This is a genomic window from Terrabacter sp. R4-6, assembly GCF_057529065.1.
In genome coordinates, this window is record NZ_CP197224.1 from 3,248,616 (window position 1) to 3,272,691 (window position 24,076).

At 72.1% G+C, this 24,076-nt stretch carries 21 protein-coding genes; 15 read left to right on the forward strand and 6 right to left on the reverse strand.

Annotated elements, in window-relative coordinates:
- Positions 1-31: 31 nt before the first annotated feature.
- From ACSSS0_RS15210 to ACSSS0_RS15220, 3 genes are all read right to left on the reverse strand, one after another.
- The gene (locus ACSSS0_RS15210) at positions 32-3,760 is read right to left on the reverse strand and encodes a prealbumin-like fold domain-containing protein (protein WP_487228655.1); all 3,729 of its coding nucleotides are present in this window, start codon (positions 3,758-3,760) and stop codon (positions 32-34) included.
- Positions 3,761-4,210: 450 nt separating this feature from the next.
- Entirely contained in the window at positions 4,211-5,032 is an 822-nt protein-coding gene (locus ACSSS0_RS15215; protein WP_487228656.1) for a maleylpyruvate isomerase N-terminal domain-containing protein, read from the reverse strand.
- Complete coding sequence (locus ACSSS0_RS15220; protein WP_487228657.1) at positions 5,032-5,760, reverse strand: hypothetical protein; 729 nt, start codon at positions 5,758-5,760, stop codon at positions 5,032-5,034. The genes ACSSS0_RS15215 and ACSSS0_RS15220 overlap by 1 nt, the downstream gene beginning before the upstream one ends.
- A 173-nt stretch (positions 5,761-5,933) precedes the next feature.
- On the opposite strand from ACSSS0_RS15220, the gene ACSSS0_RS15225 reads away from it, so the two are divergent.
- The 4 genes from ACSSS0_RS15225 to ACSSS0_RS15240 all read left to right on the forward strand — a co-directional run bounded on the left by ACSSS0_RS15225 (position 5,934) and on the right by ACSSS0_RS15240 (position 8,852).
- Positions 5,934-6,884 (forward strand): proline dehydrogenase family protein, encoded by a 951-nt coding sequence (locus ACSSS0_RS15225; protein ID WP_435987099.1) that lies wholly within the window; start codon positions 5,934-5,936, stop codon positions 6,882-6,884.
- A 13-nt stretch (positions 6,885-6,897) separates the two neighbouring features.
- On the forward strand, positions 6,898-7,704 hold the full coding sequence (gene proC / locus ACSSS0_RS15230; protein WP_435987098.1) for a pyrroline-5-carboxylate reductase: 807 nt from the start codon (positions 6,898-6,900) through the stop codon (positions 7,702-7,704).
- Between the two features lie 15 nt (positions 7,705-7,719).
- A complete protein-coding gene (locus ACSSS0_RS15235) occupies positions 7,720-8,232 on the forward strand; it encodes a GNAT family N-acetyltransferase (protein ID WP_435987097.1) in 513 nt (170 codons plus the stop codon).
- 92 nt (positions 8,233-8,324) lie between these two features.
- Positions 8,325-8,852, forward strand: a complete 528-nt coding sequence (locus tag ACSSS0_RS15240) for a GNAT family N-acetyltransferase (RefSeq protein ID WP_435987096.1) — start codon at positions 8,325-8,327, stop codon at positions 8,850-8,852.
- A gap of 93 nt (positions 8,853-8,945) precedes the next feature.
- Here ACSSS0_RS15240 and ACSSS0_RS15245 read toward each other — a convergent pair whose 3' ends face one another.
- Positions 8,946-9,614, reverse strand: coding sequence for a potassium channel family protein (locus ACSSS0_RS15245; RefSeq protein WP_487228658.1), 669 nt, complete (start codon positions 9,612-9,614; stop codon positions 8,946-8,948).
- A 50-nt stretch (positions 9,615-9,664) separates the two neighbouring features.
- On the opposite strand from ACSSS0_RS15245, the gene ACSSS0_RS15250 reads away from it, so the two are divergent.
- From ACSSS0_RS15250 to ACSSS0_RS15275, 6 genes are all read left to right on the forward strand, one after another.
- Positions 9,665-10,861 (forward strand): acetoin utilization protein AcuC, encoded by a 1,197-nt coding sequence (locus ACSSS0_RS15250; protein WP_435987094.1) that lies wholly within the window; start codon positions 9,665-9,667, stop codon positions 10,859-10,861.
- 329 nt (positions 10,862-11,190) lie between these two features.
- Positions 11,191-12,504 (forward strand): aspartate--tRNA(Asn) ligase, encoded by a 1,314-nt coding sequence (gene aspS, locus ACSSS0_RS15255; RefSeq protein WP_487228659.1) that lies wholly within the window; start codon positions 11,191-11,193, stop codon positions 12,502-12,504.
- A gap of 184 nt (positions 12,505-12,688) precedes the next feature.
- On the forward strand, positions 12,689-12,889 hold the full coding sequence (locus tag ACSSS0_RS15260; RefSeq protein WP_020145054.1) for a helix-turn-helix domain-containing protein: 201 nt from the start codon (positions 12,689-12,691) through the stop codon (positions 12,887-12,889).
- 228 nt (positions 12,890-13,117) lie between these two features.
- Complete coding sequence (locus ACSSS0_RS15265) at positions 13,118-13,216, forward strand: 30S ribosomal protein bS22 (protein WP_003792170.1); 99 nt, start codon at positions 13,118-13,120, stop codon at positions 13,214-13,216.
- 281 nt (positions 13,217-13,497) lie between these two features.
- On the forward strand, positions 13,498-14,544 hold the full coding sequence (locus ACSSS0_RS15270; protein ID WP_487228660.1) for an NAD-dependent epimerase/dehydratase family protein: 1,047 nt from the start codon (positions 13,498-13,500) through the stop codon (positions 14,542-14,544).
- Positions 14,541-16,358 carry a lysophospholipid acyltransferase family protein gene (locus ACSSS0_RS15275; RefSeq protein ID WP_487228661.1) on the forward strand — a complete coding sequence of 606 codons (1,818 nt, stop codon included), beginning with the start codon at positions 14,541-14,543 and terminating at the stop codon, positions 16,356-16,358. The genes ACSSS0_RS15270 and ACSSS0_RS15275 overlap by 4 nt, the downstream gene beginning before the upstream one ends.
- Before the next feature lie 92 nt (positions 16,359-16,450).
- On the opposite strand, the gene ACSSS0_RS15280 is transcribed toward ACSSS0_RS15275, so the two are convergent.
- Both ACSSS0_RS15280 and ACSSS0_RS15285 read right to left on the reverse strand, forming a co-directional pair.
- A complete protein-coding gene (locus ACSSS0_RS15280) occupies positions 16,451-17,719 on the reverse strand; it encodes a hypothetical protein (protein ID WP_487228662.1) in 1,269 nt (422 codons plus the stop codon).
- A gap of 353 nt (positions 17,720-18,072) precedes the next feature.
- Positions 18,073-18,810 carry an RNA polymerase sigma factor gene (locus ACSSS0_RS15285; RefSeq protein ID WP_487228663.1) on the reverse strand — a complete coding sequence of 246 codons (738 nt, stop codon included), beginning with the start codon at positions 18,808-18,810 and terminating at the stop codon, positions 18,073-18,075.
- A 174-nt stretch (positions 18,811-18,984) separates the two neighbouring features.
- Between ACSSS0_RS15285 and ACSSS0_RS15290 the strand changes: the two genes are divergently transcribed.
- The 5 genes from ACSSS0_RS15290 (at position 18,985) to ACSSS0_RS15310 (ending at position 24,071) form a co-directional block, all read left to right on the forward strand.
- Entirely contained in the window at positions 18,985-19,254 is a 270-nt protein-coding gene (locus tag ACSSS0_RS15290; RefSeq protein ID WP_487228664.1) for a glutaredoxin family protein, read from the forward strand.
- A 143-nt stretch (positions 19,255-19,397) separates the two neighbouring features.
- On the forward strand, positions 19,398-20,081 hold the full coding sequence (locus ACSSS0_RS15295) for a redox-sensing transcriptional repressor Rex (RefSeq protein ID WP_020145048.1): 684 nt from the start codon (positions 19,398-19,400) through the stop codon (positions 20,079-20,081).
- Positions 20,078-21,460, forward strand: a complete 1,383-nt coding sequence (gene hemA / locus ACSSS0_RS15300; RefSeq protein ID WP_487228665.1) for a glutamyl-tRNA reductase — start codon at positions 20,078-20,080, stop codon at positions 21,458-21,460. The genes ACSSS0_RS15295 and hemA overlap by 4 nt, the downstream gene beginning before the upstream one ends.
- Positions 21,457-22,425, forward strand: coding sequence for a hydroxymethylbilane synthase (gene hemC / locus ACSSS0_RS15305; protein ID WP_435987086.1), 969 nt, complete (start codon positions 21,457-21,459; stop codon positions 22,423-22,425). The genes hemA and hemC overlap by 4 nt, the downstream gene beginning before the upstream one ends.
- Positions 22,422-24,071, forward strand: a complete 1,650-nt coding sequence (locus tag ACSSS0_RS15310; protein WP_435987085.1) for a bifunctional uroporphyrinogen-III C-methyltransferase/uroporphyrinogen-III synthase — start codon at positions 22,422-22,424, stop codon at positions 24,069-24,071. Before hemC ends, ACSSS0_RS15310 begins: the two co-directional genes overlap by 4 nt.
- Positions 24,072-24,076 lie beyond the last annotated feature (5 nt).

Sequence of the window (24,076 nt, forward strand, 5' to 3'; positions counted from 1 at the left end):
CCCGGCCCTCCTGTCCTCTCGACGGGTCAGGTCAGCAGAGGAGGTTGTTGTTGTAGCGGTCAAGCGTCGTCGCCAGCTGGTTGGCCAGCGAGGCGTCCGCGCTGAGCAGCTTCGGCGCGTAGCCGTTGCCGGTGAAGCCGTACTTGTCGAGCAGGGCCTGGGCCTGGTTCACGGCGGTGATGGCTGCCGCGCACTTGCCGGAGCCCGCCTGGAAGTTCAGCACGGCGGCCATCAGCTGCGCAGCCATGTTGAACAGCGGGTCGCTCGACATCTTCTTGCCCGTCAACGTGCTCTTGTTGAGCAGTGCCACGGCCTCGGAGCACGTGTCGACGTAGAGCTTGCCCATGAAGACGCCGTGGGTCGACTGGCCCGTGGCGATCGGGAAGGTCGCGAGCACCTGGTCGAGGACCGGCTTCTGGCCGCCCTTCGACGACGCGCACGATGCCCAGTTCTTCCAGAACCCGATGGTGAGGGCACGCCCACCCGGCGGAGGCGAGTTGACGACCGTGAAGGTCTTCGTCTCGCCGGCGCTCACCGAGAAGTTGACGCAGACGATGCTGTTGTCGACGTTCGGGTTCGGTGTGGCGCCGTCCGGCGGGATGAAGCTGTCCGGCACGAACGTGCCCAGGGTCGACGTCCAGCCCGGCATGACGATCTCGCAGAACTGGTAGGTCTGGCCCGGGACGAGGTTCGTCGCGAACGAGACGTTGCCGCCGTTGGCCGCGTTGGCCACACCGGACTCCAGGGTGGTGCCGACGGCCACCGCCGAGGCGCCTTGGCGCAGCTGGAAGGTGAACGCCTGGCTGCCCGACGGCGCAGCGCCGTCGACCGTCTTGACGAGCCTCACGTGGCCGCGCTCGCGGTTGGTGAACGTGCACTTGACGGTCTCGCCCGCGTCGAGCCTGAAGGTCGCCCTGGCCAGCGAGAGGCTGCCGGAGCTCACCGTCGCACTCGCCGCGTCGTCACAGCTGATGCTGATCAGGTCCCAGCCGGTCACGACCGACTCGGTCGACGTGTACGTCCCCGGCACGAGGTTGAACGTCGTGATCGTCCCGCCGTTGCCGATCGTGCCGGCTGCGTCACCGGTGAAGGTGAACTGCTGTACCGACGAGCTCGGCTGGGTGACCTTCTGGACGATGATGCTGCCGCGCTGCCGGTTCGTGAATGTGCACGTCACGACCTCGCCGGACTGCAGGTGGATGGCGTCCACGGTGCTGCCGTCGCTGCAGGTCGCGCTCGTCAGGTCCCACCCGTTGGGCTCGGTCTCGCCGACGGAGTAGTCACCCGGCTGGAGGAACGCGGAGTCGTTGCTCTCGCCGTCACGCAGCTGGAAGTCGGCTGCGTAGCTCGGGTCGAACGTGAACTGCTGGGTCGACCCGTCGGGGTCGGTCTGCTTGACGATGATGATCCGGCCGCGCTGCGTGTTCGTGAAGGTGCAGGTGACCGTCTCGCCGGCCTGCAGCCCGATGGCGCCGACCGTGCTGCCGTCGTCGCACGAGGCTCCGGTGAGGTCCCAGCCCGCGGGCGTGATCTCGGTCGCGGAGTAGGTCCCCGGGACGAGCAGGGCGGAGGTGTTGCTCTGCCCGTCGGTGAGCGAGAAGCCCGCGCTGTAGGACGTCGTGAACGGGAAGGACTGGGTCGACCCGGACGGGTCGGTCAGCTTCTTGATCACGATGCGCCCTCGTAGCGTGTTGACGTACGCACACGACAGCACCTTGCCGCTGTCGGTGGTCAGGTCGAGCGTGAACGAGCACGTCCGCGCCGGCTTGTCCGTCGTTACCCTCGCGGCGGAGCCGCCGAAGTCGCCCGTCAGGCCGGTGAGGTCGTAGCCCGCCTGCTGCGTCTCGGTAATCGTGTACGTCCCACCGTCGGTGGTGAGGGGGCTGGAGAATGCCGCGTAGCCACTGCCGGCTGCGACGTTCGTCAGCGTCTCGCTGAAGCCGCCCGGACCCGTGAGCGTGAATGTCCAGCTGCCGCCGCTGGCGGGCACGGTGTCCTTCTTGACCCGCGCCGAGGCACCCGGGGCACGGTTGGTGACCGTGAAGGTCAGCGCGCACGTGCTGGGGTCACCGGCGACGAGCGCGAACGACTGCGCTGCGGTGTCCTGTGCCGCATACGGCGCCGTGGCGTCCTCGTGGAACGCGTACGAGCCGGTCACGGCGAGGTTGGAGATCGTGTTGGAGCTGACCGGTCCCGTCGAGCCGGCCGGAAGGCTCACCGTCGCCGTGTCACCGGTGCCCACGCCGCCCTTGAGCAGGTGGAAGGTGAACGTCAGCGCCTGGGCGATGGACAGGCTCGCGGTCTTGGAGACCGTGATCCGCCCGCTCGCCTGCGTCGAGACGTCGACGGAGGCGTTCGCCGTCGTCGTGAACCCGTCCGAGCCGGTGAGGCTCGCGACGTCGGAGAGGGTGCCGGAGCTGACGCTGGCGGACGTCGAGTAGATCGTCTTGCTGAACGTCACCGACCCTGAGCCGCTCTGCACGGCCGACGTCCACGACACGGGGCCGGTCGTCGGGGTGCCGGCGACGTAGCCGCCGTCGAACGATCCGGTGGCGCCGCTGAACGAGTCGGTCGAGAAGCTGAGCCCGGCACCGGTGATCGACTCCACGTCGGTGATGACGGCGCTCTGGTTGAGCTCCGGTCCGGAGAGCTGCACCGTCGCACTCGCCGTCGCGGTCGTCGTCCCCGGGACCGCGACACCCGTCACCTTGTCGGTGTAGCTGGCCGAGGCGACGTCGTTGAGGTCCGTCGTGCCGGCCGGGACCGTCGTCTGGTGCGTGAGCACGAGCTGTGTCGTATTGGCCGGTACGTCGACGGGGCCGGAGGTCGTCGGTGCGCCGATGGCGGTGGTGCCGGACCGGATCTGGTCGCTGACGTTCACCGTGATGACCCGGGAGGCCGGGTTCTCGGCGTACACGTGGGTCACCACGGTGATGTCACCGCTCGGGGCGGCCGCGTGCTTGGTCCAGGTGACCGTGACCGAGGCGGGCAGGCCGTAGCGCGGTGAACCGGTGCAGGTGTCGGTGAAGCGCACCGTGGTCGGGGTCGGGGACTTCACGATGTCCCACACGTGGTCGCTGCCCTGGGTCGCGGACATGTCCTTCGACAGCTCCTGCGGCTTGATCTCGTTGACCGGGATCGAGACCTCCTTGGCGCCGATGCCGGCGGTCCCGAGCTGTTCGTTGCCGAGGTTGAAGTGGAGCGAGGCGCCGGGGTACAGGTGCGACCCGAGTGCGAGCCGTGCGTAGAAGTCGAAGACGCAGTCGGTGTTGTCGGGAAGGTTGCTCACGGTGACAAGTCGGTAGAGAGACTTGTCGGCGCTCCCCAGGCCCGGCACGGCGAGGGTCTCGGCCGTCGAGCTGAAGGCCGAGCAGCCGGTGGACGACGAGAGAGTGGTGTTGAGGGTCGGCGCGCTGAGCACGTCGTAGCCCGGCCGCAGGGCGTCCTCGCGGTCGACGACGATCGCGAAGGTGATCGTCTGGCTGCTCGGTGCGGCGTTGCCCGCCGACAGAGTCACCCGTCCGGGCACGAGGTCGAGCTCGTTCCAGCCCTTGCCGAGGTTGCCGGTCGTGTAGGCGGCGTCCGGACAGATGAACTGTCCGCCGGAGTTGGGCAGCGTGATGCCGCCGTTGTTGCGGCAGCCTTCGAGCGTGTAGCCGGTGCCGTCACCGGGTGACGCGGCCTGAGCGGTGCCGGCCGTGACCGTCACGGCCAGCGAGCTCGTCGCGACGACGGCGAGCGTGGCGAAGAAGGAGACCACGGACCTTCGCGTTCTCCGAGCGCGCCCCGACGCGCCCCATGCATGAATGCTCATCTTTCCTCCAGCAAGGCGGGGAAATCGGCAGATTTCCGGTCGAGGTCGCCAGCCGTGCGCGCCGGACATCGTTCGCCGTGGAGCCCCCGCCGCGTCGCCGTCCAGAGCCTGGAGCTGGCTGATGGGAGGAATGCCGCGAATTCGTCTCGCCTGGAAGGGATCGACAGCTCGCAGCCCCCATGTGGGTTCCCCGAGGGCCGTGCCCCGTACGCGGTCAGGAAAAGCGTAGGAGCGCGCCCGTGCGTGCAATGGAGAATGCAGGATTCCGGCCATGAATTGCTTTCACGAAATGGCCGTCAGAGGGCGAGGCGGTCTTTTCCTGAAAGCATCGGAAAGGTCCGACCAATGGGGTCAAAGGCGGACAGTGAGACCGGCCGCCGACCGTGGGAGGAGGCGCTACCAGCCGATCGAGATGGTCTCGCGCCACCAGCGCTCGAGCTCGTCGACCGGCTCCGCGCCGCTGCGGCTCCAGAGGCGCAGGTAGAGGTCGACGGGATCTCCGGCCAGGGTGTGGTCGGCCTGGGACGCTGCGGACTCGGCGGACTCGAGGGACACCGGCCGGACCCGTCGGGTCCGGACCGGCCGACCCGTGTCGAGGTCGACGAGCCAGGCGACGTCGGCGTCGTCGGGGCGCACGAGCAGGCGGGTCGGCGCGCCGGGCGACGCGCCCTCCTTCCGGCGGGTGACGAAGCCGACGAGCAGCTCGTCGATGCCGTCGAGGGCGACCGCGGGCCGGATCCACGTCTCGTCGGCGCGGGCCGGCCGCCCGAGCCGCGCTCCGAGCGCGTCGACGGCGTGGACCGTCGTCTCGTGGCACTGCCGGCGCGTCCAGAAGAGTCGGGGGGCGGGCGCCGCCCTGAGGAACACGGCCGCGTCGAGGTCGTCCGGCGCGTCGACGATGGCCTGGAGAAGCGCCGTCGCGCCGTCGTCGAACCAGCCGAGCACGTCGGCGGACTCGCGCCCCTCGCGCTCGAGCGGCTCCGGCTCGACCGGCGCACCGCGCAGGTGGCTAGCGGCCCAGCGGTGGACCATGCCCTGGTGGACGACGAGGTCGAGCACCGTCCACTCCGGGCACGTCGGGACGGGTGCGTCGAGCCCGGCGGCCATCGCGTTGGCGCGCAGCACCGTCGCGGCGGCCCCGAGGGCCTCGCCGAGGTCGTCGAGCGAGACGCCGAGCGGTCCGGGCACGGAGAGGGCGGCGTCGTCGGTCGTGGTCATCAGAGCCTCTGGACGTCCCGGGCCAGCAGCGCGAGCGCCGTCGACCCCTTCTCGTTCGCGACCTTCGCGTCGACGGACGAGTAGGTGAGCCGCACGAGCACGTTGCCCACCTGGACGACGCCGACGTAGTCGTGGCGCGTCTCGTCCGGGGACGTCCGCGTCACGTCGACCCGGCCCAGCGGCATACCCTCCGCCACGTCGCGGCGCTGGTTGGCGACGGTCGTCGTGACGCCCTTGGCCGGCCGGGGCGCCCGGCAGGTGGCCGCCGCGTCGAGCAGCGGCCCGACCGCCTTCGCGGCCGCCGGGAGGTCGGGGTAGGTGATCGCGGCGACGTCGGCGCGGACGCCGCCCGGTCCCTCCCAGGCGCGGGCGTATGCCGTCGGGCCGACGTCCCGGGCCACGGTGGGCCCGCCGGGGCACGACGTGAGCACGGCCTCCGTCACCGACTCGCCGTCCGTGCGGGTCAGCCCGGTGAGGTCGTGGTCACCGAGGTAGGAGGCGACCGCCGTCGCGGCGTGCACGCGGGGCGGCGCGACGCTCGACGGCGGCGTCAGGGGCGCGTCGGTCGTGGTCCGGCTCGACGGGACGTCGGAGGAGGTCGCTGCGGCGGCCCGGGTGGTGGTGGGCGACGTCGAGGCCGGCTGGGAGCACGCGGCGAGCGCGAGCGGCACGGCAGCGGCCGCGAGGACGGCGGGCACGGGTCGGCGGGCGGCGGTCGGTCGAGCCATGGCTGCGAGTCTGCCCCATGGCCCCGCACGAGCCGGCGTGCGGCACGGGGGCGGCCCGCGGAGGGGACGGGCGGGCGCGGGATCCCGACGGCGGTAGATTTGCCCGGCGGGACGGTCACCACCGCCCGCCACCGTCACCCGAGCGACATCCCGAGCACCACCCGGAGGCCCCCGTGGACGCCAGCGACCTGCTGCGCAACTCGCTCCTGCAGCTGTCCAAGCAGGAGAAGATCCGAGACGTCATCGAGAAGGCGCCCGTGTCGCGCTCGGTCGTCAAGCGCTTCGTGCCCGGTGCCGAGCGCGCCGACGTCGTCGGAGCCGCCTCCGAGATCGCGGCGTCCGGCCGCCTCTCGACGATCGACTACCTCGGCGAGGACACGACCGACCTCGCGCAGGCCCGGCACACGCGCGACGCCTATCTCTCCCTTCTGACCGCCCTGCGCGACCAGGGGCTCACCGAGGGCGGCGCCGTCGAGGTCTCGCTCAAGCTGAGCGCGCTCGGGCAGGCGCTGCCGGGCGACGGCAACGCGATCGCGCTCGACCACGCCCGCGAGATCTGCGAGCTGGCCAAGCAGGGCGGCACGACCGTGACCCTCGACATGGAGGACCACACGACGACTGACCTGACGCTCGACGCCCTGCGCGAGCTGCGTGTGGACTTCCCGACCGTCGGCGCCGTGCTCCAGGCCTACCTCTACCGCACCGAGGCCGACTGTCGGGACCTCGCCCACGCGGGCTCCCGCGTCCGCCTCTGCAAGGGCGCCTACAAGGAGCCCGAGTCGGTCGCCTTCCAGTCGGGCGCCGACGTCGACAAGTCCTACGTGCGCTGCCTCAAGATCCTCATGCAGGGCGAGGGCTACCCGATGGTGGCCTCGCACGACCCCAGGCTCATCGAGATCGCCGGGGCGCTCGCGGGGCAGGCCGGTCGCGACCCCAGGTCGTTCGAGTACCAGATGCTCTACGGCATCCGCCCCGAGGAGCAGAAGCGGATCTCCGACCGCGGCGACCAGATGCGCGTCTACATCCCGTACGGCCAGGAGTGGTACGGCTACCTCATGCGCCGGATGGCCGAGAAGCCGGCGAACGTCATGTTCTTCCTGCGCGGCGTCGCGACCAAGAGCTGAGCGGAGGCGGACGATGACGACGACGGCCATCTTCGGCGCCGGGGTCATGGGCGAGACCCTCGTCTCCGGCCTCATCCGGTCGGGGCGCACGCCCGACGACCTCGTCGTCACCGGGCGCACCCCCGACAAGGTCAACGCGCTCGCCGAGCGCTACGGCGTGCGCGTCCTGGCCAACGCCGAGGCGGCCGACGTCGCCGACACGCTCGTGCTGTGCGTCAAGCCGCAGGACATGGCCGCGCTCCTCGACGAGATCCACGACCACGTGGTCCCCGGCAACGCCGTCGTCTCGCTGGCCGCCGGCATCACGACGGAGTTCCTCGAGTCCCGCCTGCCCGAGGGCACGTCGGTCATCCGCGTCATGCCCAACACCCCGGCGCTCGTCGACCAGGGCATGGCCGGCATCTCGCCCGGCAGCCACTGCACCGACGACCATCTTGCCGAGGCCGAGGCGCTGCTCAGCTCGTGCGGCCGGGTCGTCCGGCTCGCCGAGAAGCACCTCGACGCCGTCACGGCCATCTCCGGCAGCGGCCCGGCCTACATCTTCTACGTCGTCGAGGCGATGATCGAGGCCGGCGTCGTGCTCGGGCTGCCGCGCGCCACGGCCACCGAGCTCGTCGTCCAGACGCTCTACGGCGCGGCCACGATGCTCAAGGAGACCCGGGAGCACCCGACGGTGCTGCGCGAGCAGGTCAGCTCGCCCGGCGGCACGACCGTGGCGGCGCTGCGCCAGCTCGACGACCACAAGGTCCGGGCCGCCTTCGTCACGGCCATCGAGGCCGCGGCGGCCCGCTCGAAACAGCTGGCGTCCGGGCAGGTCTGAGGGCATCGTGGGGTGATGGCCGAGCCGCACACCCACGACCAGCGCCTGCACCTGCACCCCGTCTCGCCCGACGACTGGGAGTCGCACCGGGACGTCCGCCTGGCGATGCTCCAGGACGCGCCCGACGCCTTCTGGTTCACCTATGCCGACGAGGCCGCCTACGACGAGGCCGACTGGCGCGAGCGGATCGAAGGCGCCTGGCTCGTGCAGGCCCGGGACGCGTCGGGCGTCCTCGGCAGCGCCGGCCTCGGCTCCCACTGGGAGCCCGAGCGGGCCACGACCGCAACGCTGTTCGGCATGTACGTCGCCCCGGAGGCCCGCGGTCGCGGCGTCGGTGAGGCCCTGGTCCGGGCCGTGCTCGAGCACGCGAGGCGACTCGGCAAGTCCGAGGTAGTCCTCGAGGTGACGAGCTCCAACGCGGCGGCGGAGGCCCTGTACGCGCGGTGCGGGTTCGTGCGCACCGGCGCGGTCCACGACCACCCGCGTCGGCCGGACCTGCGAGAGATCGAGATGGTCCACCGCTTCTGAGTCGCCCTGTCGGGCAGTCGGTCCCGTCGTGCCCCCGAACGTTCACCGCCCCTCGGGTGCGGTCCGGCTACCTGTCGTGCGAAGGTGGACCCATGAGCGACATCACCGTGCGTCCCCTCGGCGAGGACGACTGGGAGGACTACCGTTCCGTCCGCCTCGCCGCACTGCGTGAATCGCCCGAGGCGTTCGTGGCTTCGGTCGACGACGAAGCGTCCTACGACGAGGACTTCTGGCGTGAACGCATGCAGCGCTCCGCGCGGCTCGTGGCCGAGCGTGACGGCGTCGCCGTCGGCGTGGTCAGCGTCGGCACCGCCAAGGAGAGCGACGGCACCGCCGGCGAGCTCTTCGGCCTGTGGGTGCGTCCGGAGGCCCGGGGCTCCGGCGTCGCGACCCACCTCGTCAAGGACGGTGCCACGCTCGCCGCCGAGCGTGGCCACTCCCACCTCGTCTACTGGGTCGGCACCGAGAACGGCCGCGCCGTCGCCTTCGCGAGCGGCATGGGCTTCCGCCCCACCGACTACCGCCGACCGATGGGTGTCGTCAGCGAGGAGGACGGCGAGGAGGAGATCGCCATGGTCCTGCCGCTCGGCGCCGACAACGGACCCTCGCTGCGCCTCTGACCCTTCGGCGCGCTCCGGCCGCCATGTGTGACACGAACCCACCGCCCCTTCGCTCGGGACGGTGGGTTCGTCTGTGCCGCAGTCGTTCCCGGGTCAGGGGCGGGCGGCGAACCGCTCGATGAGCTCGACCGGGCCGCTGACGATGAGCATGTGGTGCGCCGAGATCTTCGTCTGCGGCACGGCATACGTGAAGTCCTCGCCCGGGGCCTTGACGCCGACGACGGTGACGCCGTACTTGCGCCGGATCTGGCTCTGCTCGAGCGTGAAGCCGATCGTCTCGGCCGGCGGCTTGAGCTTGACGATGGCGAAGCCGTCGTCGAACTCGATGTAGTCGAGCATCTTGCCGTTGACGAGGTGGGCCACGCGACGGCCGGAGTCGGCCTCGGGCGAGATGACGTGGTGCACCCCGATGCGGTCGAGGATGCGCTTGTGCTCGGGCGAGAGGGCCTTGGCCCAGATGGAGGGGACCCCGGCGTCGACGAGATTGGCTGCCGCGAGGACCGACGACTCGACGGACGAGCCGATGCCGACGATCGCGATCCGCGGCTCCGCCTGGCGGATCATGTCGAGCGCCGTCGACTGCGCCATGTCGGCGTGCACCACCTTGGCCACCTTGTTGACGTAGCTCTCGGCGAGGGCGTTGTCACGCTCGACGGCGATGACCCGGTGGCCCAGCTTGGTGAGCTCGAGAGCGACGGCCGAGCCGAAGCGTCCCAGCCCGATGACGATGACGTCGTCGTCGAAGAGCCGGTTGCGGCCCATGGGTGTTACCTCCGTCGTCCGTGGCGCGTTTCCGCGATAGCGTCTCAATCATGCCAACTCAGGCCCGGGTCGTCTGGGACTCCTCCTTCACGAGGTACGACTTCGGTCCCACGCACCCGATGGCGCCCGCGCGCCTGGACCTCACGGCCCGGCTCTGCGACGCCCTCGGGGTCTTCGACGTCGACGGCGTCGAGGTGGTCGGTGCCGAGGTGGCCGCCGACGAGCTGCTGGCCACCGTCCACGACGACGACTACGTCGCCGCGGTCAAGGCCGCTTCGACCGACCCCTCCGGCGCCGACGACGCGTACGGCCTCGGCACCGAGGACGACCCGGCCTTCCGGGACATGCACGACGCGAGCGCCCGGGTCGTGTCGGGCACGGTCGACAGCTGCCGCGCCGTCTGGGAGGGCGAGGCCGAGCACGCCGTGAACTTCACGGGTGGCCTCCACCACGCGATGCGCGGCAAGGCGAGCGGCTTCTGCGTCTACAACGACATCGCCGTCGGCATCCAGTGGCTGCTCGACCACGGCGCCGAGCGGGTGGCCTACGTCGACGTCGACGTGCACCACGGCGACGGGGTCGAGCGGATCTTCTGGGACGACCCCCGGGTGCTGACGATCTCGGTCCACGAGACGGGCCGGGCGCTCTTCCCCGGCACCGGCTGGCCCACTGACATCGGCGGCCCCGACGCCGAGGGCACCGCCGTCAACGTCGCCCTGCCGCCCGGCCTCAGCGACGCCGGCTGGCTGCGCGCCCTGCACGCCGTCGCCATGCCGCTCATCCGCGCCTTCAAGCCCGACGTGCTCGTCACCCAGCACGGGTGCGACACCCACGCAGAGGACCCCCTCGCGCACTTCGCCGTCACGGTCGACGCCCAGCGGGCCGCGGCCGACGCGCTCCACCGCCTCTCGCACGAGGTGTGCGAGGGCCGCTGGGTGGCCCTCGGTGGCGGCGGCTACGAGGTCATCGGCGTCGTACCCCGCACGTGGACGCACCTCACCGCCATCGCCGCCCACGCCCCGATCCCGACGAGCACCCCCGTCCCCGAGGACTGGCGCGCGCACGTCGAGCAGGTCTTCGGCCGCCCCGGCCCACATCGCATGGGCGACCTCACGGCCGAGGACGGGCCGCTCTGGTGGCGCTCGTGGGAGATGGGCTACGACCCGGCGAGCGAGGTCGACCGCGCCGTCATGGCGACGCGCACGGCCGTCTTCCCGCTGCACGGGCTCGACGTCCACTTCGACTGAGTCTTCTGCGCCTCGCTTCGCTGCGGCGCGTGCCTCGGCGCCCGTCAGGCGTTGCCTTCCTCCGCTTCGCTCGCTCGTTCCTCGCTCGCTTCGCTGCGTCCAGGCAACGTCGGCGCCTCGGCCGGATGTGCCGAGTTCCTCATCGCAATCCGGTTGGTCCTGCGGCGCTGGGGCGCCTACCATGACGGCACGGCGACGACGGGCCTGACGATCCTGAGCCGAGCACGACCAGAGGCCGTCCGCGATCCGCGGCGGCGAAGGTGTGGTGGCACAGCGACATTCCCCATCGCCCACACCTCCGGGGCACCAACCCTCTGGAGGTGAACGGAATGCAACCAACCCCAACGACCACTGCTCCGCGCGTGCTCGCGCGGGACCTCGGGTCCCTGCCCTCCGGCGAGCGCGCCACGCTCGCCGGGTGGGTCCACCGGCGCCGCGTCCTCGCGAGCGTCACGTTCCTCGTGCTGCGCGACCGCTCGGGCCTCGCCCAGGTCGTCGTCAAGGACCGCGAGACCGTCGAGCAGCTCTCGGGTCTGCCCGAGGAGACCGTCGTCGAGGTGACCGGGACCGTCTCGACCAACGAGTCGGCGCCCGGCGGTGCCGAGCTCGTCGAGCCCGTGGTCACCCCGCTCACCGAGCCGGCGCTCGCGCCGCCGACCGAGCTGTGGCGCCCGACCTTCGGGGCCGGCCTGCCGACGCACCTCGACCACGCGGCGGTGACCCTGCGCCACCCGCGGCACCGGGCGGCGTGGCAGCTCGCGAGCGCGTCGATGCGCGGCTTCCGGGCGGCCCTGGGCGGCCTCGAGTTCACCGAGATCGCGACCCCGAAGCTCGTCGGCACCGCCACCGAGTCGGGAGCCAACGTCTTCACCGTCGACTACTTCGGCCGCACCGCCTACCTCGCGCAGAGCCCGCAGCTCTACAAGCAGATGCTCGTCGGGGTCTTCGAGCGCGTCTTCGAGGTCGGGCCCGTCTTCCGCGCCGAGCCGCACGACACCGTGCGCCACCTCGCGCAGTACACCTCGCTCGACGCCGAGCTCGGCTTCATCCGGGACCACCACGACGTGCTCGCGGTGCTGCGCGAGGCGATCGCCGGCATGGTCGAAGGCATCCGGGAGTATGCCGCCGACGCCGCTGCGCTCCTGGGCGTCGAGCTGCCGCAGGTGCCGGAGCAGTTCCCCGTCATCCACTTCAGCGACGCCCTCGCGAAGGTCGGCGCCGACCCGGACGAGCCCGACCTCAGCCCCGCGCACGAGCGCGCGCTCAGCGAGTGGGCCAAGACGGCATACGGCTCGGACTTCCTTGCCGTGGAGGGCTACCCGATGGGCAAGCGGCCGTTCTACACGCACCCGCAGCCGGGCGACGAGAGGTGGAGCAACAGCTTCGACCTGCTCTTCCGGGGCCTCGAGCTGACGACCGGCGGGCAGCGCCTCCATCGCCCGTCGGACTACGCCGCGGCCCTCGAGCGCACCGGCACCGACCCGTCGGTCCTCGCCGGCTACCTCGACGCCTTCGCCCACGGCATGCCTCCGCACGGCGGCTTCGCCATCGGTCTGGAACGCTGGGTCGGGCGGCTGACGGGTGCCGAGAACATCCGCGAGGTGACGCTCTTCCCGCGTGACCTGCACCGTCTGGAGCCATGACCGGCCGGGAGATCCACAGCGGTCCCAACGGCGTGTCGAGTTGCGCGTGATCGATTCGTTCTTCCGTTCGCTTCCCCTCCAGTCACATCTGCCCCTAATGTTGCTTCTTGCACCTGCGTGCAGTTTCGCCGGAGGGGAAGCCGTCGACGCGCGGGTGCAAACCCACCGAAGATCGGGGTAACACATGTCGAATGAGCGCCAGCTCGCCGAGGTGCGGTTTCTGACCGTCGCCGAGGTCGCCTCGATCATGCGTGTGTCGAAGATGACCGTCTACCGACTCGTCCACGGCGGAGACCTTCCGGCCGTACGCGTCGGCCGCTCCTTCCGGGTTCCGGAGGATGCGGTGCACAAGTACCTCCAGACGTCATACATCGACACCGCGTGACAGCAGCGTCACCACGCACCCGAGGGGGTGGCCGCGACCACCCGGTCCGGCCGCCCCCTCGGCATTCGCGCAGGTGGGCTCGTCGACGTGCTTTTGGGGTAGGGAGCCCGCACGCGCTACCCTGTGAGCCTGTTCGGCTCGTGAAGTTCGACCTACCCTTCTCCGAGGGGTGTCGACGCAGGTCGGCACCAGCTCAGTTCGAGGACACGTCTCACGACAAGGACAAACATGGGTTCTGTCATCAAGAAGCGCCGCAAGCGGATGGCGAAGAAGAAGCACCGCAAGCTGCTGCGCAAGACGCGCCACCAGCGTCGTAACAAGAAGTGACCTGACCAGCTCAGGTGTATCGGCGGCATCGCCCCGCACGCTCTCGACCCTCACCTCCGGTGGGGGTCGTTCGCGTTCCCGGGGGCCGACAGCCACCGAGGGCCCATCGAGAGCCTCGACACATCCGACCATCCGGCGCCCTGCCGGGTACGGATCGAGCAGGCTCTCGGTAGGCTGCGAGGGCGGGGGAGCGAGAACTCCTCCGCAGCGTGCGCACCCGTCGAGCAGCCCGAGCAGCGCACGTGCACGACGTCCGCACCGACCGACGACAGGAGGAGCCGATGGCCAAGGTCGTCCTCGTCACGGGCGTGTCCCGCTATCTCGGCGGCCTCTACGCCCGCCGGCTCTCGACGGACCCCTCGATCGAGCGCATCCTCGGCGTCGACGTCGTGCCGCCGAAGCACTCCATCGGACGGGCCGAGTTCGTGCGCGCCGACATCCGCAACCCGATGATCGGGCGCATCATGGCGCAGGCCGAGGTCGACACGGTCGTGCACATGAACGTCATCGCGACGCCCAAGGACTCCGGCGGTCGGGTGACGCAGAAGGAGATCAACGTCATCGGCACGATGCAGCTGCTCGCCGCGTGCCAGAAGTCCGAGTCGGTCTCACGGCTCGTCGTGAAGTCCTCCGCCGCCGTCTACGGCTCCTCGCCCCGCGACCCCGCGATGTTCAGCGAGGACATGAACCCCAAGACCCTGCCGCGCACCGGCTTCGGCAAGGACTCCGTCGAGGTCGAGGGCTACGTCCGCGGCTTCTCGCGGCGTCGGCCCGACGTCGAGATCACGATGCTGCGCCTGGCCAACGTCGTGGGACCGAGCATCCACACCGCCATCACCGACTACTTCGCGCTGCCGCTCGTGCCGATCCCGCTCGGCTACGACGCCCGGTTCCAGTTCATCCACGAGGACGACGCGACGGCCGCCATGATCCTCGCGACCACCGGGCCGCCGGCCGGGATCGTCAACGTCGCCGGCGACGGCTTCCTCACCGTGACGCAGTGCACCGCGATCGCCCGTCGCGCGGTCGTCCCCGTGCCCCTGTCGGCTGCCGGCCTCATCGGCAACATCGTCAAGCGCAGCGGGTTCGCCGACTTCTCGTCCGACCAGCTGACCTTCCTCGCCTTCGGCCGCGGGCTCGACACGACCCGGATGCGCTCCGTCCTCGAGTTCGAGCCGCACTTCACCACGCGCGAGGCGTTCGAGGACTACGCACGACACCTGCGTCCCGCCGTGCCCGGCGTCGAAGGCGTCGGCGAGGTCGTCAGCGACGCCGCCGGCGGCACCGCCGCAGCCCTCTCCCGCGTCTTCGACAGGATCCAGCCGTGAGCGCCGACCCGAGCAAGGCCGCCGACACGACGGAGCCCGCCGACGCCGCGGCGTCGAAGGGCACGTCCGCACCGTCGACGTCCGCGAGCGCCAGGACGGCGAAGCCGAAGCCGGGGAAGGCCAAGCCGGCAAAGGCGAAGAGCGCGAAGACCTCGACGGCACAGCCGAAGAAGGCGACGACGACGTCCACCGCGACGCCGAGGACGGCGAGGACGACGACGCCGAGGACGGCGTCCACCGCGACGACGTCGGGCACGGAGGCGAAGGCCGCCTCCACGACCTCGACCCGGCCGGCCCGTGGCGCGTTCGCAGCCGGTGCGGCCCGCGCCTCCGGTGAGCGTCGTCGACGCAGCGGCACGCCCCTCATCCCCACCGCGCCCGTCGAGGTCAGCGCCGCGCGCCGGCTCGCGACCGGAGCGGGTTCCGACTCCGTGGCCGACGACCTCATCGAGGCAGCCGTCACCGAGGGCCCGACCGAGCCGGAGTCCCCTCCAGCGCGCGCGCCGAAGGCCCGGCCCGCGCGGGACGAGGCCCCGACCCGGGAGACCGGCGCCGCCGACACCGACGAGCCGGTCGAGGTCGCCGACATCACCGAGCCCGGAGACCCCGCCGACACCCTCCCCGCCGAGCCGACCCCGCCGCGGACCAGGCCGAGCCGCGCGTCGATGCGCTCGCCCCGTCGCGCGGCCCCGGGAGAGCCGGCCCGCCTGCGCGCCGTCCCGCCGGTCGAGGACACCCACGCCCGCAGCGCCCGCTCCGAGGCCGAGCCGGACACACGGCATACGCCGGCGGGCGACGGTGGTGGCTGGGAGCACGCGCTGACATCGGGGCTGCAGTCGCGGGCCGAGAAGCTCGTCGGCGCGGTGCTCGACGGAGCCGAGCTCACCTCCGAGTCGCGGCCCGGCCCGGCCGAGCTCGTCGAGCTCGCCGTCAACGTGCTGCGCGCCGCCGCGACCTCGGCCGGCGTGCCCGCAGAGGAGGTCGAACGCCAGGTCGCCGAGACCCTCGCCTACCTCCGGCGCCGCCTCACGGGCGACTACGTCGTCGACGAGTTCGGCTTCGACGAGGACTACACCGTCAACGTCCACCTCCCGCTGCTGCGTCCGCTCTACCGGAAGTGGTTCCGGGTCGAGGTGCGCGGCATCGAGAACATCCCCGACGTCGGGGGAGCCCTCGTCGTGGGCAACCACTCCGGCACCGTCGCGATGGACTCGCTCATGACGCAGGTGGCCGTCTACGACGAGCACCCGCGCAACCGGCACCTGCGGATGCTGGGGGCCGACCTCGTCTTCCAGATGCCGTTCATCGGCACCATGGCCCGGCGCTCCGGCACGACCCTCGCGGCCAACTCCGACGCCGAGCGGCTCCTCAGCGGCGGCGCCCTCGTCGGTGTCTGGCCCGAGGGCTTCAAGGGCGTCGGCAAGCCCTTCAGCGAGCGCTACAAGCTGCAGCGCTTCGGCCGGGGCGGGTTCGTCTCTGCTGCGCTGCGCGCCGGCGTGCCGATCGTGCCGGTGTCGATCGTCGGGGCCGAGGAGATCTATCCCATCCTCGGCAACATGCCCGCGGTCGCGCGGCTGCTCGGGCTGCCCTACGCCCCGATCACGCCGACCTTCCCGCTGCTCGGCCCCCTCGGCATGGTGCCGCTGCCGAGCAAGTGGCTCATCGAGTTCGGGCCGCCGATCGAGACGACGAGCTTCGGCCCCGACGCCGCCGATGACCCCATGCTCGTCTTCGACCTCACCGACCAGGTGCGCGAGACGATCCAGCAGACGCTCTACAGCCTGCTCATGCAGCGCAAGTCCGTCTTCCTCTGACCGACGACCACGCACGCGCCCGCCGGCCGTGGGTCGTGGTGCGGCCGATGCGCAGTCGTCCGGCCGGAGTGGGACGACGTCCCGGCCTCAGGTCAGGGCAGGATCTTCGTCGGCAGCGGCAACGGCACCGTGGGGACGCCGAGGGTCACCGACGGCAGCGGGATCGTCGCGCCGGGCAGGGTGACGCCACCGCCGCCGACCCCGATCGTCGAGGAGGTGACGCCCACACCCGGCAGGCTGACCGTCGCGCCGGGGAGCGTGACCCCGCCACCGCCGACGGCGACCGACGAGCTCGTGACCCCGACTCCGGGCAGGTTGATGGTGCCGCCGGGCAGGGTGACGCCGCCCGTGACGGTGATGCCGGGCACCGACACGCCGCCGGGGACGGTCGCCGAGACCACCGGCGGCCGGGGAGCCGAACTCGTTGACCGGGGGGTCGTCGTGGCACCGGGCCGGGACGGCACGGTGCCCGGGGCGGACGTGCCGCTCACCGGGCTGCTGGGGCGGACCGCGCCGGGCAGTCGTGCCAGGGCCTGCCTCGCCGCGGTGGCTCGGTCGCCGCACACGCCGCAGGCGGCCAGCTCCCTCAGGGTCGCCACCTGGCCCGCGCCGAGCAGGTCGCGCAGACGCTGCCAGGACGCGAGCGAGCCTTCGGGCACCCGCGGTCGCATCGCGTCGACCTGGGGAATGGCCCGCGTGTAGAAGTCGGCCAGCTCGGTCAGCGCGTCGGCGCGCTGCTCCGTGCGGTAGACCTCCATGAGGATGGTCTGGGCGCGACCGGTCGCGTCGGTCGCCGCGTCGTAGGCCGTGTCGAGGTCGTGCGTCGACGGCGAGCCGCCGTCGATGAGGTCGCGGGCGTCGGCGATGTGCTCCTGCGCCTGCGCGAGGTAGGTCACACCCTCGTCGTAGCGCGAGCCCGCGAGCTGGACGGCGGCCCGGTCGAGCAGCTGCTTGACGCCGTAGAGGGCGTCGCCGGGGACGGCCGATCGCGACGCGAACCCGAGGGCGCCACCGATGACGAGGATGCTCGCGGCCGCCGCTGCGATGAACTTCAGGGGCCTGGCCGCGACGCGGAGGATCGAGACCGTGCCGCCCTCGCCGGGACCGTCACCGGCACCGTCCGCCTCGCCGGGCGCGAGGGGAGAGAGGGGAGCGAGGGGCACCATTGCGGTGGCGTCGTCGGCGAGCAGCCGGGCACGCAGGTCCGAGACGAACTCGGCCCGGGGCGCGAGCCCGGCCTGGTCGACGGCCTGCACGGCGTGCAGCACGGCGACGAGCTCGAGGATCCCGGGCTCGGACACCGCCTCGCCCTCGAGGGCGCGCTGGAGGAGCTCGCCGTCGGCGTTGGCACCGAGGTCCATGTCCCTCCTCCGTCTCTCGAGTCCGTCGGTCTGTCGTGCTGGTCGGTCGTGCTGGTCTGCTGGTCGAGCTGGTCGGTCGAGCTGGTCGTGCCGTCAGGGCGTGCCGGAGCCCCTCGCCCGACCCGGCAGCCCCGGCTGGGACGGCACGGCACGGCATACGACAAGTCGTGTGGCGAGGGGTGGGTGGTGCGGGTCGTTCGTCAGGGGCCGGAGCACCGTCGTCGCTGCCACCCCGCCACCTGCGTTCACACGTTCCACGGTCGCGCCGGTCAGCGCGCCGAGTGTCGGTCCGGGCCCACACGCACCGTCCCTACGCCATGAGAACGACGAGGGGGCCGGTCGGGTTACGCGGGTCACAGCTCGACTCCTTCGAGCGCCTTGCGCAGGGCCCGGGTCGCGCGCAGCTGGAGCTGCTTCACGGCCCCCTCGGACTTGTCGAGCACCCTGGCCGTGTCGGCCAGGCTGAGTCCCTGGAGGAAGCGCAGGGTGATGCACTCGGCCTGGTCGGAACCCAGCTGCTTGATCGCCGACACGAGACGCTCGTCGCGCAGCCGGGTCAGCACCTCGGTGTCGGGGGCGTCGACGCGCTCGTCGGCGTCGCGCATGTCGGCGGTCGCGACCTCGAAGCGGAACTTCGCCGACTTCACGTGGTCGGCGATGAGGTTGCGCGCGATGGTGACGAACCACGCCGCGATGTCCTTGCCCTGCCACGTGAACGAGTCGATCCGGCGCATCGCGCGCAGGAAGGTCTCGGACGTGAGGTCCTCGGCGAGCGCCCGGTTGGCGACGCGGACGAGGACGTAGCGGAAGACGGTGTCGACATAGATGTCGTAGAGCTGTGCGAAGGCCTCCTTGTCACCGCGCTGGGCGAGCTCGACGAGCGCCGCGATGCGGGCCTGCTCGTCCGCGTCGCGCTCGGCGTGGCGCCGAGCGCCCGGTCCGGGCCGGGTCAGCGCGGTCCTGTCGGTCCCCTCGTCGGCGAGGGCGGCCCAGAGCGCGTCGAGCGCGGAGCGCCACGTCGGCAGGGCGTATGCCGGGGGGTCGAGGAGCGCCGGGAGGGCGCCGGCGGGTGCCGGGCGGGCAGGGGTCATCGACACCCGCCCCGGGGCCCTTCCCGGTGCGAGGACAGGTGGGGGCCGGCGGGCCGACGTCCTGTTCGCGCGCATTGTGGACAGTCTGTCGGAATGCGCCCCCGCATGGGACCCCGATGACGTTTTGTGGTGCACCCGACGTGTGGTGCCGCGAGCGTGCCTACAGTGGTCGGCATGACGAGCGAGAAGCCCCCGGATGCTCCCGGCGCTGCGCCGCGCGTCGTCCTCCTCGGCCGCGCGGGCTGCCACCTGTGCGACGAGGCGCGCGCCGTCGTCGAGCGCGTGACGGGCGAGCTCGGGGTGGCCTGGCAGGAGCAGTCCGTCGACGACGACCCGGAGCTGCGGCGGCGCTATGCCGAGCAGATCCCCGTGACCTTCGTCGACGGGCGACGCCACGACTTCTGGCGGGTCGACGAGGCACGCCTGCGCGCCGCCCTGCGGTGACCTGCCTCACCGCGGCATCCCATGCCGTGGTAGGCCGTCGAAGTCAACTTTGTGCATGGGTTCACAAACGTCTAGCCTGATCGGGTCCCCACGTGCTCCGCGTGTGGGAGAACGCCTCGTTCGAGAGGAGCCGGTGAGCAAGAGTGTCCGCCGACCCAGCACTGCGTCGCGAGATCCCCGACGCAACCGTCGCGCGGCTCCCCGAGTACCTCCGAACGCTCTCGCGCCTCGCTGAGGACGGCGTCCTGTCGGTCTCCTCGGAAGAGCTCGCGGCCGAGGTCGGAGTGCGCTCCGCGCAGCTGCGCAAGGACCTCAGCCACCTCGGTTCCTACGGTGTGCGCGGCGTCGGCTACGACGTCGAGACGCTCGCCCTCGAGATCTCCCGCGCGCTCGGCCTGACCGAGGACTGGCCCGTCGCCATCGTCGGGATGGGCAACCTCGGGCACGCCCTCGCCTCCTACTCCGGCTTCGTCACCAAGGGCTTCCGCATCGTCGGTCTCTACGACGACGACCCCGCCCTCGCCGACGAGAAGATCGTCGGGGTGGCGATCCGCCCGCTCGCCGAGCTCACCGAGCACCACGCCGTCGACCCGATCGCCATCGGTGTCATCGCGACACCGGCGCCCGCCGCGCAGGCCGTCTGCGACGCGCTCGTCGGCGCCGGCATCAGCTCGATCCTCAACTTCGCGCCCGCGGTGCTCTCCGTGCCGAGCGGCGTGGACGTACGCCGTGTCGACCTCTCGACGGAGCTGCAGATCCTCGCCTTCCACGCTCAGCGCAAGTCGCTGGCCGCGGGCGACCTCCGGTCGGCGGTGGCCGCCCCGTGAGCCTCCTCGTCATCGGCCTGTCCCACCACACCGCCCCGCTGTCGGTGCTCGAGGCCCTGTCCGAGCGCCCTGACCGCGCCGAGGCCATCGCCGCGTCCGTGCTCAGCTCGGCCACGGCCACCGAGGCCGTCGTGCTCTCCACGTGCAACCGCCTCGAGGTCTACGCCTCGGTGCCGGCCTTCCACCCCGCCGTCGCCGCGATCGGCGAGGCGCTCGCACTCGCCGCGGGCATCGAGGCACCCGAGGGGGCCCGCCGCGTCGCCGACCTGCCGCCGGGCGACCCGGCCGACGCCCTGGCCGCCCGCGCCGAGGCGCTCGCCGACCACCTCTACGTCCGCTACGACGACGCCGCCGTGGCCCACGCCTTCACCGTGGCCTGCGGGCTCGACTCCATGGCCGTGGGCGAGGCCCAGATCCTCGGCCAGATGCGCGACTCGCTCGCCGGAGCCCAGACGCGCGGCCAGGTGGGGGAGTCGCTCAACGCGCTCTTCCAGGGCGCCCTGCGCGTCGGCAAGCGCGCCCACACCGAGACCGACATCGACCAGCACAGCGTCTCGCTCGTGCAGATCGCGCTCGAGGAGGCGGCCGCGGTCCTCGGGCCGCTCGAGCGCGTCTCGGCCGCCGTGGTCGGCGCCGGTGGCATGAGCGGCCTCGCCGCCGCGACCGCACGCCGCCAGGGCGTCGGGTCGCTCACCATCGTCAACCGGACTCCCGAGCGCGCCGAGCGCCTCGCGGCCGCGACGTCCGGCGTGGCCCGCCCCTGGGCCGAGCTGGCCGACGTGCTCGCCGAGAGCGACCTCGTCATCACCTGCACCGGAGCGGTCGGCCACGTCATCACGGCCGAGATGCTCGCCGCGAGCGCGACCCGCCGCGGGGGTCGACCCCAGGTCGTCGTCGACCTCGCGCTGCCGCGTGACGTCGAGCCCGTCGTCTCCTGGCCGCACGCCGTGCCGGGCGTCTCGCTCGTCGACCTCCAGTCGCTGGGCCTGCTCCTCGAGGGCCGCGCCGACACGACCCAGGTCGTCCGGGTGCGCGAGCTCGTCACCGGTGAGGTCGCCGACTACCTCACGCGCCGCATGGAGAAGTCCGTGGCGCCCACGGTCGCCGCCCTGCGCGCCCGCGCCGCCGCGCTCGTGGCGACCGAGATGGACCGGCTCGACCAGCGGCTGCCCGGCCTCGACGAGACGACCCGCGCCGAGGTCGGCCTCGCGGTGCACCGCATCGTCGAGAAGCTGCTCCACACGCCGACCATGCGGGTCAAGGAGTTCGCGATGGAGGGCAGCGGCGACGACTACGCCGCGGCCCTGCGCGAGCTCTTCGACCTCGAGCCCAAGGACGTCGCCAACGTGTCCACCCCGCCGAAGCGGGCCCAGCCATGACCGCCCTGCGTCTCGGCACGCGCCGCTCCGCCCTCGCCACGACCCAGTCCGGGTGGGTGGCCGACCGGCTGCGTGAGGCCGGTCACGAGGTCGAGCTCGTCGAGATCACGACCGAGGGCGACGTGTCGGGCGAGCTGCTCACCGCGATCGGTGGCACCGGCGTGTTCGCCGCGGCGATCCGACGGGCCCTGCTCGACGGTCGCATCGACGTCGCCGTGCACTCGCTCAAGGACCTCCCGACGGCCCCGGAGCCCGGGCTCGTCGTCGCTGCCGTGCCGGTGCGCGAGGACAGCCGCGACGTCCTCGTGGCCCGCGACGGCCTGACGCTCGGCGAGCTGCCCGCGGGCTCCGTCGTCGGCACCGGCTCGCCGCGCCGCACGGCACAGATCGCAGCGCTCGGGCTCGGCATCGAGATCCGCCCGATCCGCGGAAACGTCGACACCCGAATCGGATTCGTCTCGTCGGGTGCGCTCGACGCCGTCGTCCTCGCCCGCGCCGGACTCGCCCGGCTCGGCCGTCTCGACGAGGCCACCGAGGTCATCGACCCGATCCAGGTGCTGCCGGCACCCGGTCAGGGCGCCCTCGCCGTCGAGTGCCGCTCCGACCGCGACGACGTCGTGGCCGCCGTCTCCGTGCTCGACGATCCCGACACGCGAGCCTGCGTCGACGCCGAGCGCTCGCTGCTCGCGACGCTCGAGGCCGGCTGCACCGCCCCTGTCGGGGCCCTCGCCGAGGTCGTCGAGGGTGACGACGGCCTCGAGCTGTCGCTGCGTGCCTTCGCCGGCACCGAGGACGGCTCCGTGGAGCTGCGCCGCTCGCTCGTCGGGCCCTACGACGAGCCGGAGGTCCTCGGCTCGCGTCTCGCCCGGATCCTGCTGGAGGACGGCGCCGCCGACCTCCAGGTCGCCACGTCAGCTGGACCTGCCCCAGACCACGCCCCACACCAACCGGAGCAAGTTTCGTGACTCCTTCCCGCCAGCCGTCAGAGCAGACGGACTCGACTCCCACCCACGCGACCACGCCGGCGTGTGTCGCCTTCGTCGGCTCCGGACCGGGCGACCCCGGTCTCATGACGCTGCGCGGCCGCGACCTGCTCGCCGCCGCCGACATCGTGGTCCTCGACCGGATCGCCCGCGACGACGTCGTGCTCGAGCACACCCGCCCCGACGTCGAGATCATCGACGCCGGCCACGGCGAGCAGGGCCAGGAGCTCACCCATGCGGTGCGCGCCAAGCTCGTCGTCAAGGCCGCGAAGTCGGTGGCCCCCGGCGGCCTGGTCGTGCGCCTCATGGACGGTGACCCCGCGACCTTCAACGGCCTCGTCGAGGAGGTGCGCGCCTGCCGCAAGGCCGGCATCACGTACGACGTCGTGCCGGGTGTGTCGGCGCTCACGGCCGGGCCGACGTATGCCGGCGTGCCCCTGACGTCGAAGTCGACCGGAGCCGTCCACGTCGTCGGCGTCGACCGCTCCGGCGTCGACTGGTCCGCCTACGCGGCCGACACCGACACCCTCGTGCTGCTCGGCGGCACCGAGGGCATCCGGGCCGCCCTCGCCGCGCTGCGCGCTGCGGGACGCCCCGCGGACGCCCTCGTGGCGCTGACGGCATACGGCACCACCGTGCGGCAGTCGTCCGTCGCGACGACCCTCGGCGACGCCGACGCGGTCTTCGGCGGCAAGGAGCCGCTCCGGGTGTCGCTCGCCGTCGTGTCGCCGAACGTCGGCCTCCGTGACGAGTTCTCGTGGTTCGAGTCCAAGCCGCTCTTCGGCTGGAAGGTCCTCGTGCCGCGCACCCAGGCTCAGGCCGGCTCCATGGTCGACCGCCTCGCCGGCTACGGCGCGACGGCCGACGTCGTGCCGACCATCTCGGTCGAGCCGCCGCGCACGCCGCAGCAGATGGAGAAGGCCGTCAAGGGCCTCGTCACCGGACGCTACGAGTGGATCGGCTTCACGTCGGTCAACGCCGTGCGCGCCGTGCGCGAGCGCTTCGAGGAGTTCGGCCTCGACGCCCGGGCCTTCGCGGGCCTCAAGGTCGCCGCCGTCGGTGGCGTCACCGCCGCCGCGCTGCGCGAGTGGGGCATCAACCCCGACCTCGTGCCCGCCGGAGAGCAGTCGGCGGCCGGCCTGCTCGAGTCGTGGCCCGAGTTCGACGAGGTCCTCGACCCGATCAACCGCGTGCTGCTGCCTCGTGCCGACATCGCGACCGAGACGCTCGTCGCCGGCCTGCGCGACATGGGCTGGGAGGTGGACGACGTCACCGCCTACCGGACGGTGCGCGCGGCCCCGCCGGCCGCGTCGATCCGCGACGCCATCAAGGGTGGCGACTACGACGCCGTGCTCTTCACGTCGAGCTCGACGGTGCGCAACCTCGTCGGCATCGCCGGAAAGCCCCACGCCGCAACGGTCGTCGCCTGCATCGGACCGGCCACGGCCAAGACGGCGCAGGAGCACGGCCTTCGCGTCGACGTCCTCGCGCCGGAGGCCTCGGCCACCAGCCTCGTCGATGCTCTCGCCGGCCACGGCGTCGGTCTCGCCGTCGCCGCGGCCGAGGCGGGCCAGTCGGTCCAGCGTCCCAGCGACAAGCGCCCGGCCTCGCGCCGCCGCGCCCGCTGAGGCGA

Coding starts and splice junctions, on each gene's coding strand:
- ACSSS0_RS15215 (WP_487228656.1), bottom strand. CDS start 5,032: ATGACCACGACCGACGACGCCGCCCTCTCCGTGCCCGGACCGCTCGGC.
- ACSSS0_RS15220 (WP_487228657.1), bottom strand. CDS start 5,760: ATGGCTCGACCGACCGCCGCCCGCCGACCCGTGCCCGCCGTCCTCGCG.
- proC (WP_435987098.1), top strand. CDS start 6,898: ATGACGACGACGGCCATCTTCGGCGCCGGGGTCATGGGCGAGACCCTC.
- ACSSS0_RS15235 (WP_435987097.1), top strand. CDS start 7,720: ATGGCCGAGCCGCACACCCACGACCAGCGCCTGCACCTGCACCCCGTC.
- ACSSS0_RS15240 (WP_435987096.1), top strand. CDS start 8,325: ATGAGCGACATCACCGTGCGTCCCCTCGGCGAGGACGACTGGGAGGAC.
- ACSSS0_RS15245 (WP_487228658.1), bottom strand. CDS start 9,614: ATGGGCCGCAACCGGCTCTTCGACGACGACGTCATCGTCATCGGGCTG.
- ACSSS0_RS15250 (WP_435987094.1), top strand. CDS start 9,665: ATGCCAACTCAGGCCCGGGTCGTCTGGGACTCCTCCTTCACGAGGTAC.
- aspS (WP_487228659.1), top strand. CDS start 11,191: ATGCAACCAACCCCAACGACCACTGCTCCGCGCGTGCTCGCGCGGGAC.
- ACSSS0_RS15260 (WP_020145054.1), top strand. CDS start 12,689: ATGTCGAATGAGCGCCAGCTCGCCGAGGTGCGGTTTCTGACCGTCGCC.
- ACSSS0_RS15265 (WP_003792170.1), top strand. CDS start 13,118: ATGGGTTCTGTCATCAAGAAGCGCCGCAAGCGGATGGCGAAGAAGAAG.
- ACSSS0_RS15270 (WP_487228660.1), top strand. CDS start 13,498: ATGGCCAAGGTCGTCCTCGTCACGGGCGTGTCCCGCTATCTCGGCGGC.
- ACSSS0_RS15280 (WP_487228662.1), bottom strand. CDS start 17,719: ATGGACCTCGGTGCCAACGCCGACGGCGAGCTCCTCCAGCGCGCCCTC.
- ACSSS0_RS15285 (WP_487228663.1), bottom strand. CDS start 18,810: ATGACCCCTGCCCGCCCGGCACCCGCCGGCGCCCTCCCGGCGCTCCTC.
- ACSSS0_RS15290 (WP_487228664.1), top strand. CDS start 18,985: ATGACGAGCGAGAAGCCCCCGGATGCTCCCGGCGCTGCGCCGCGCGTC.
- hemC (WP_435987086.1), top strand. CDS start 21,457: ATGACCGCCCTGCGTCTCGGCACGCGCCGCTCCGCCCTCGCCACGACC.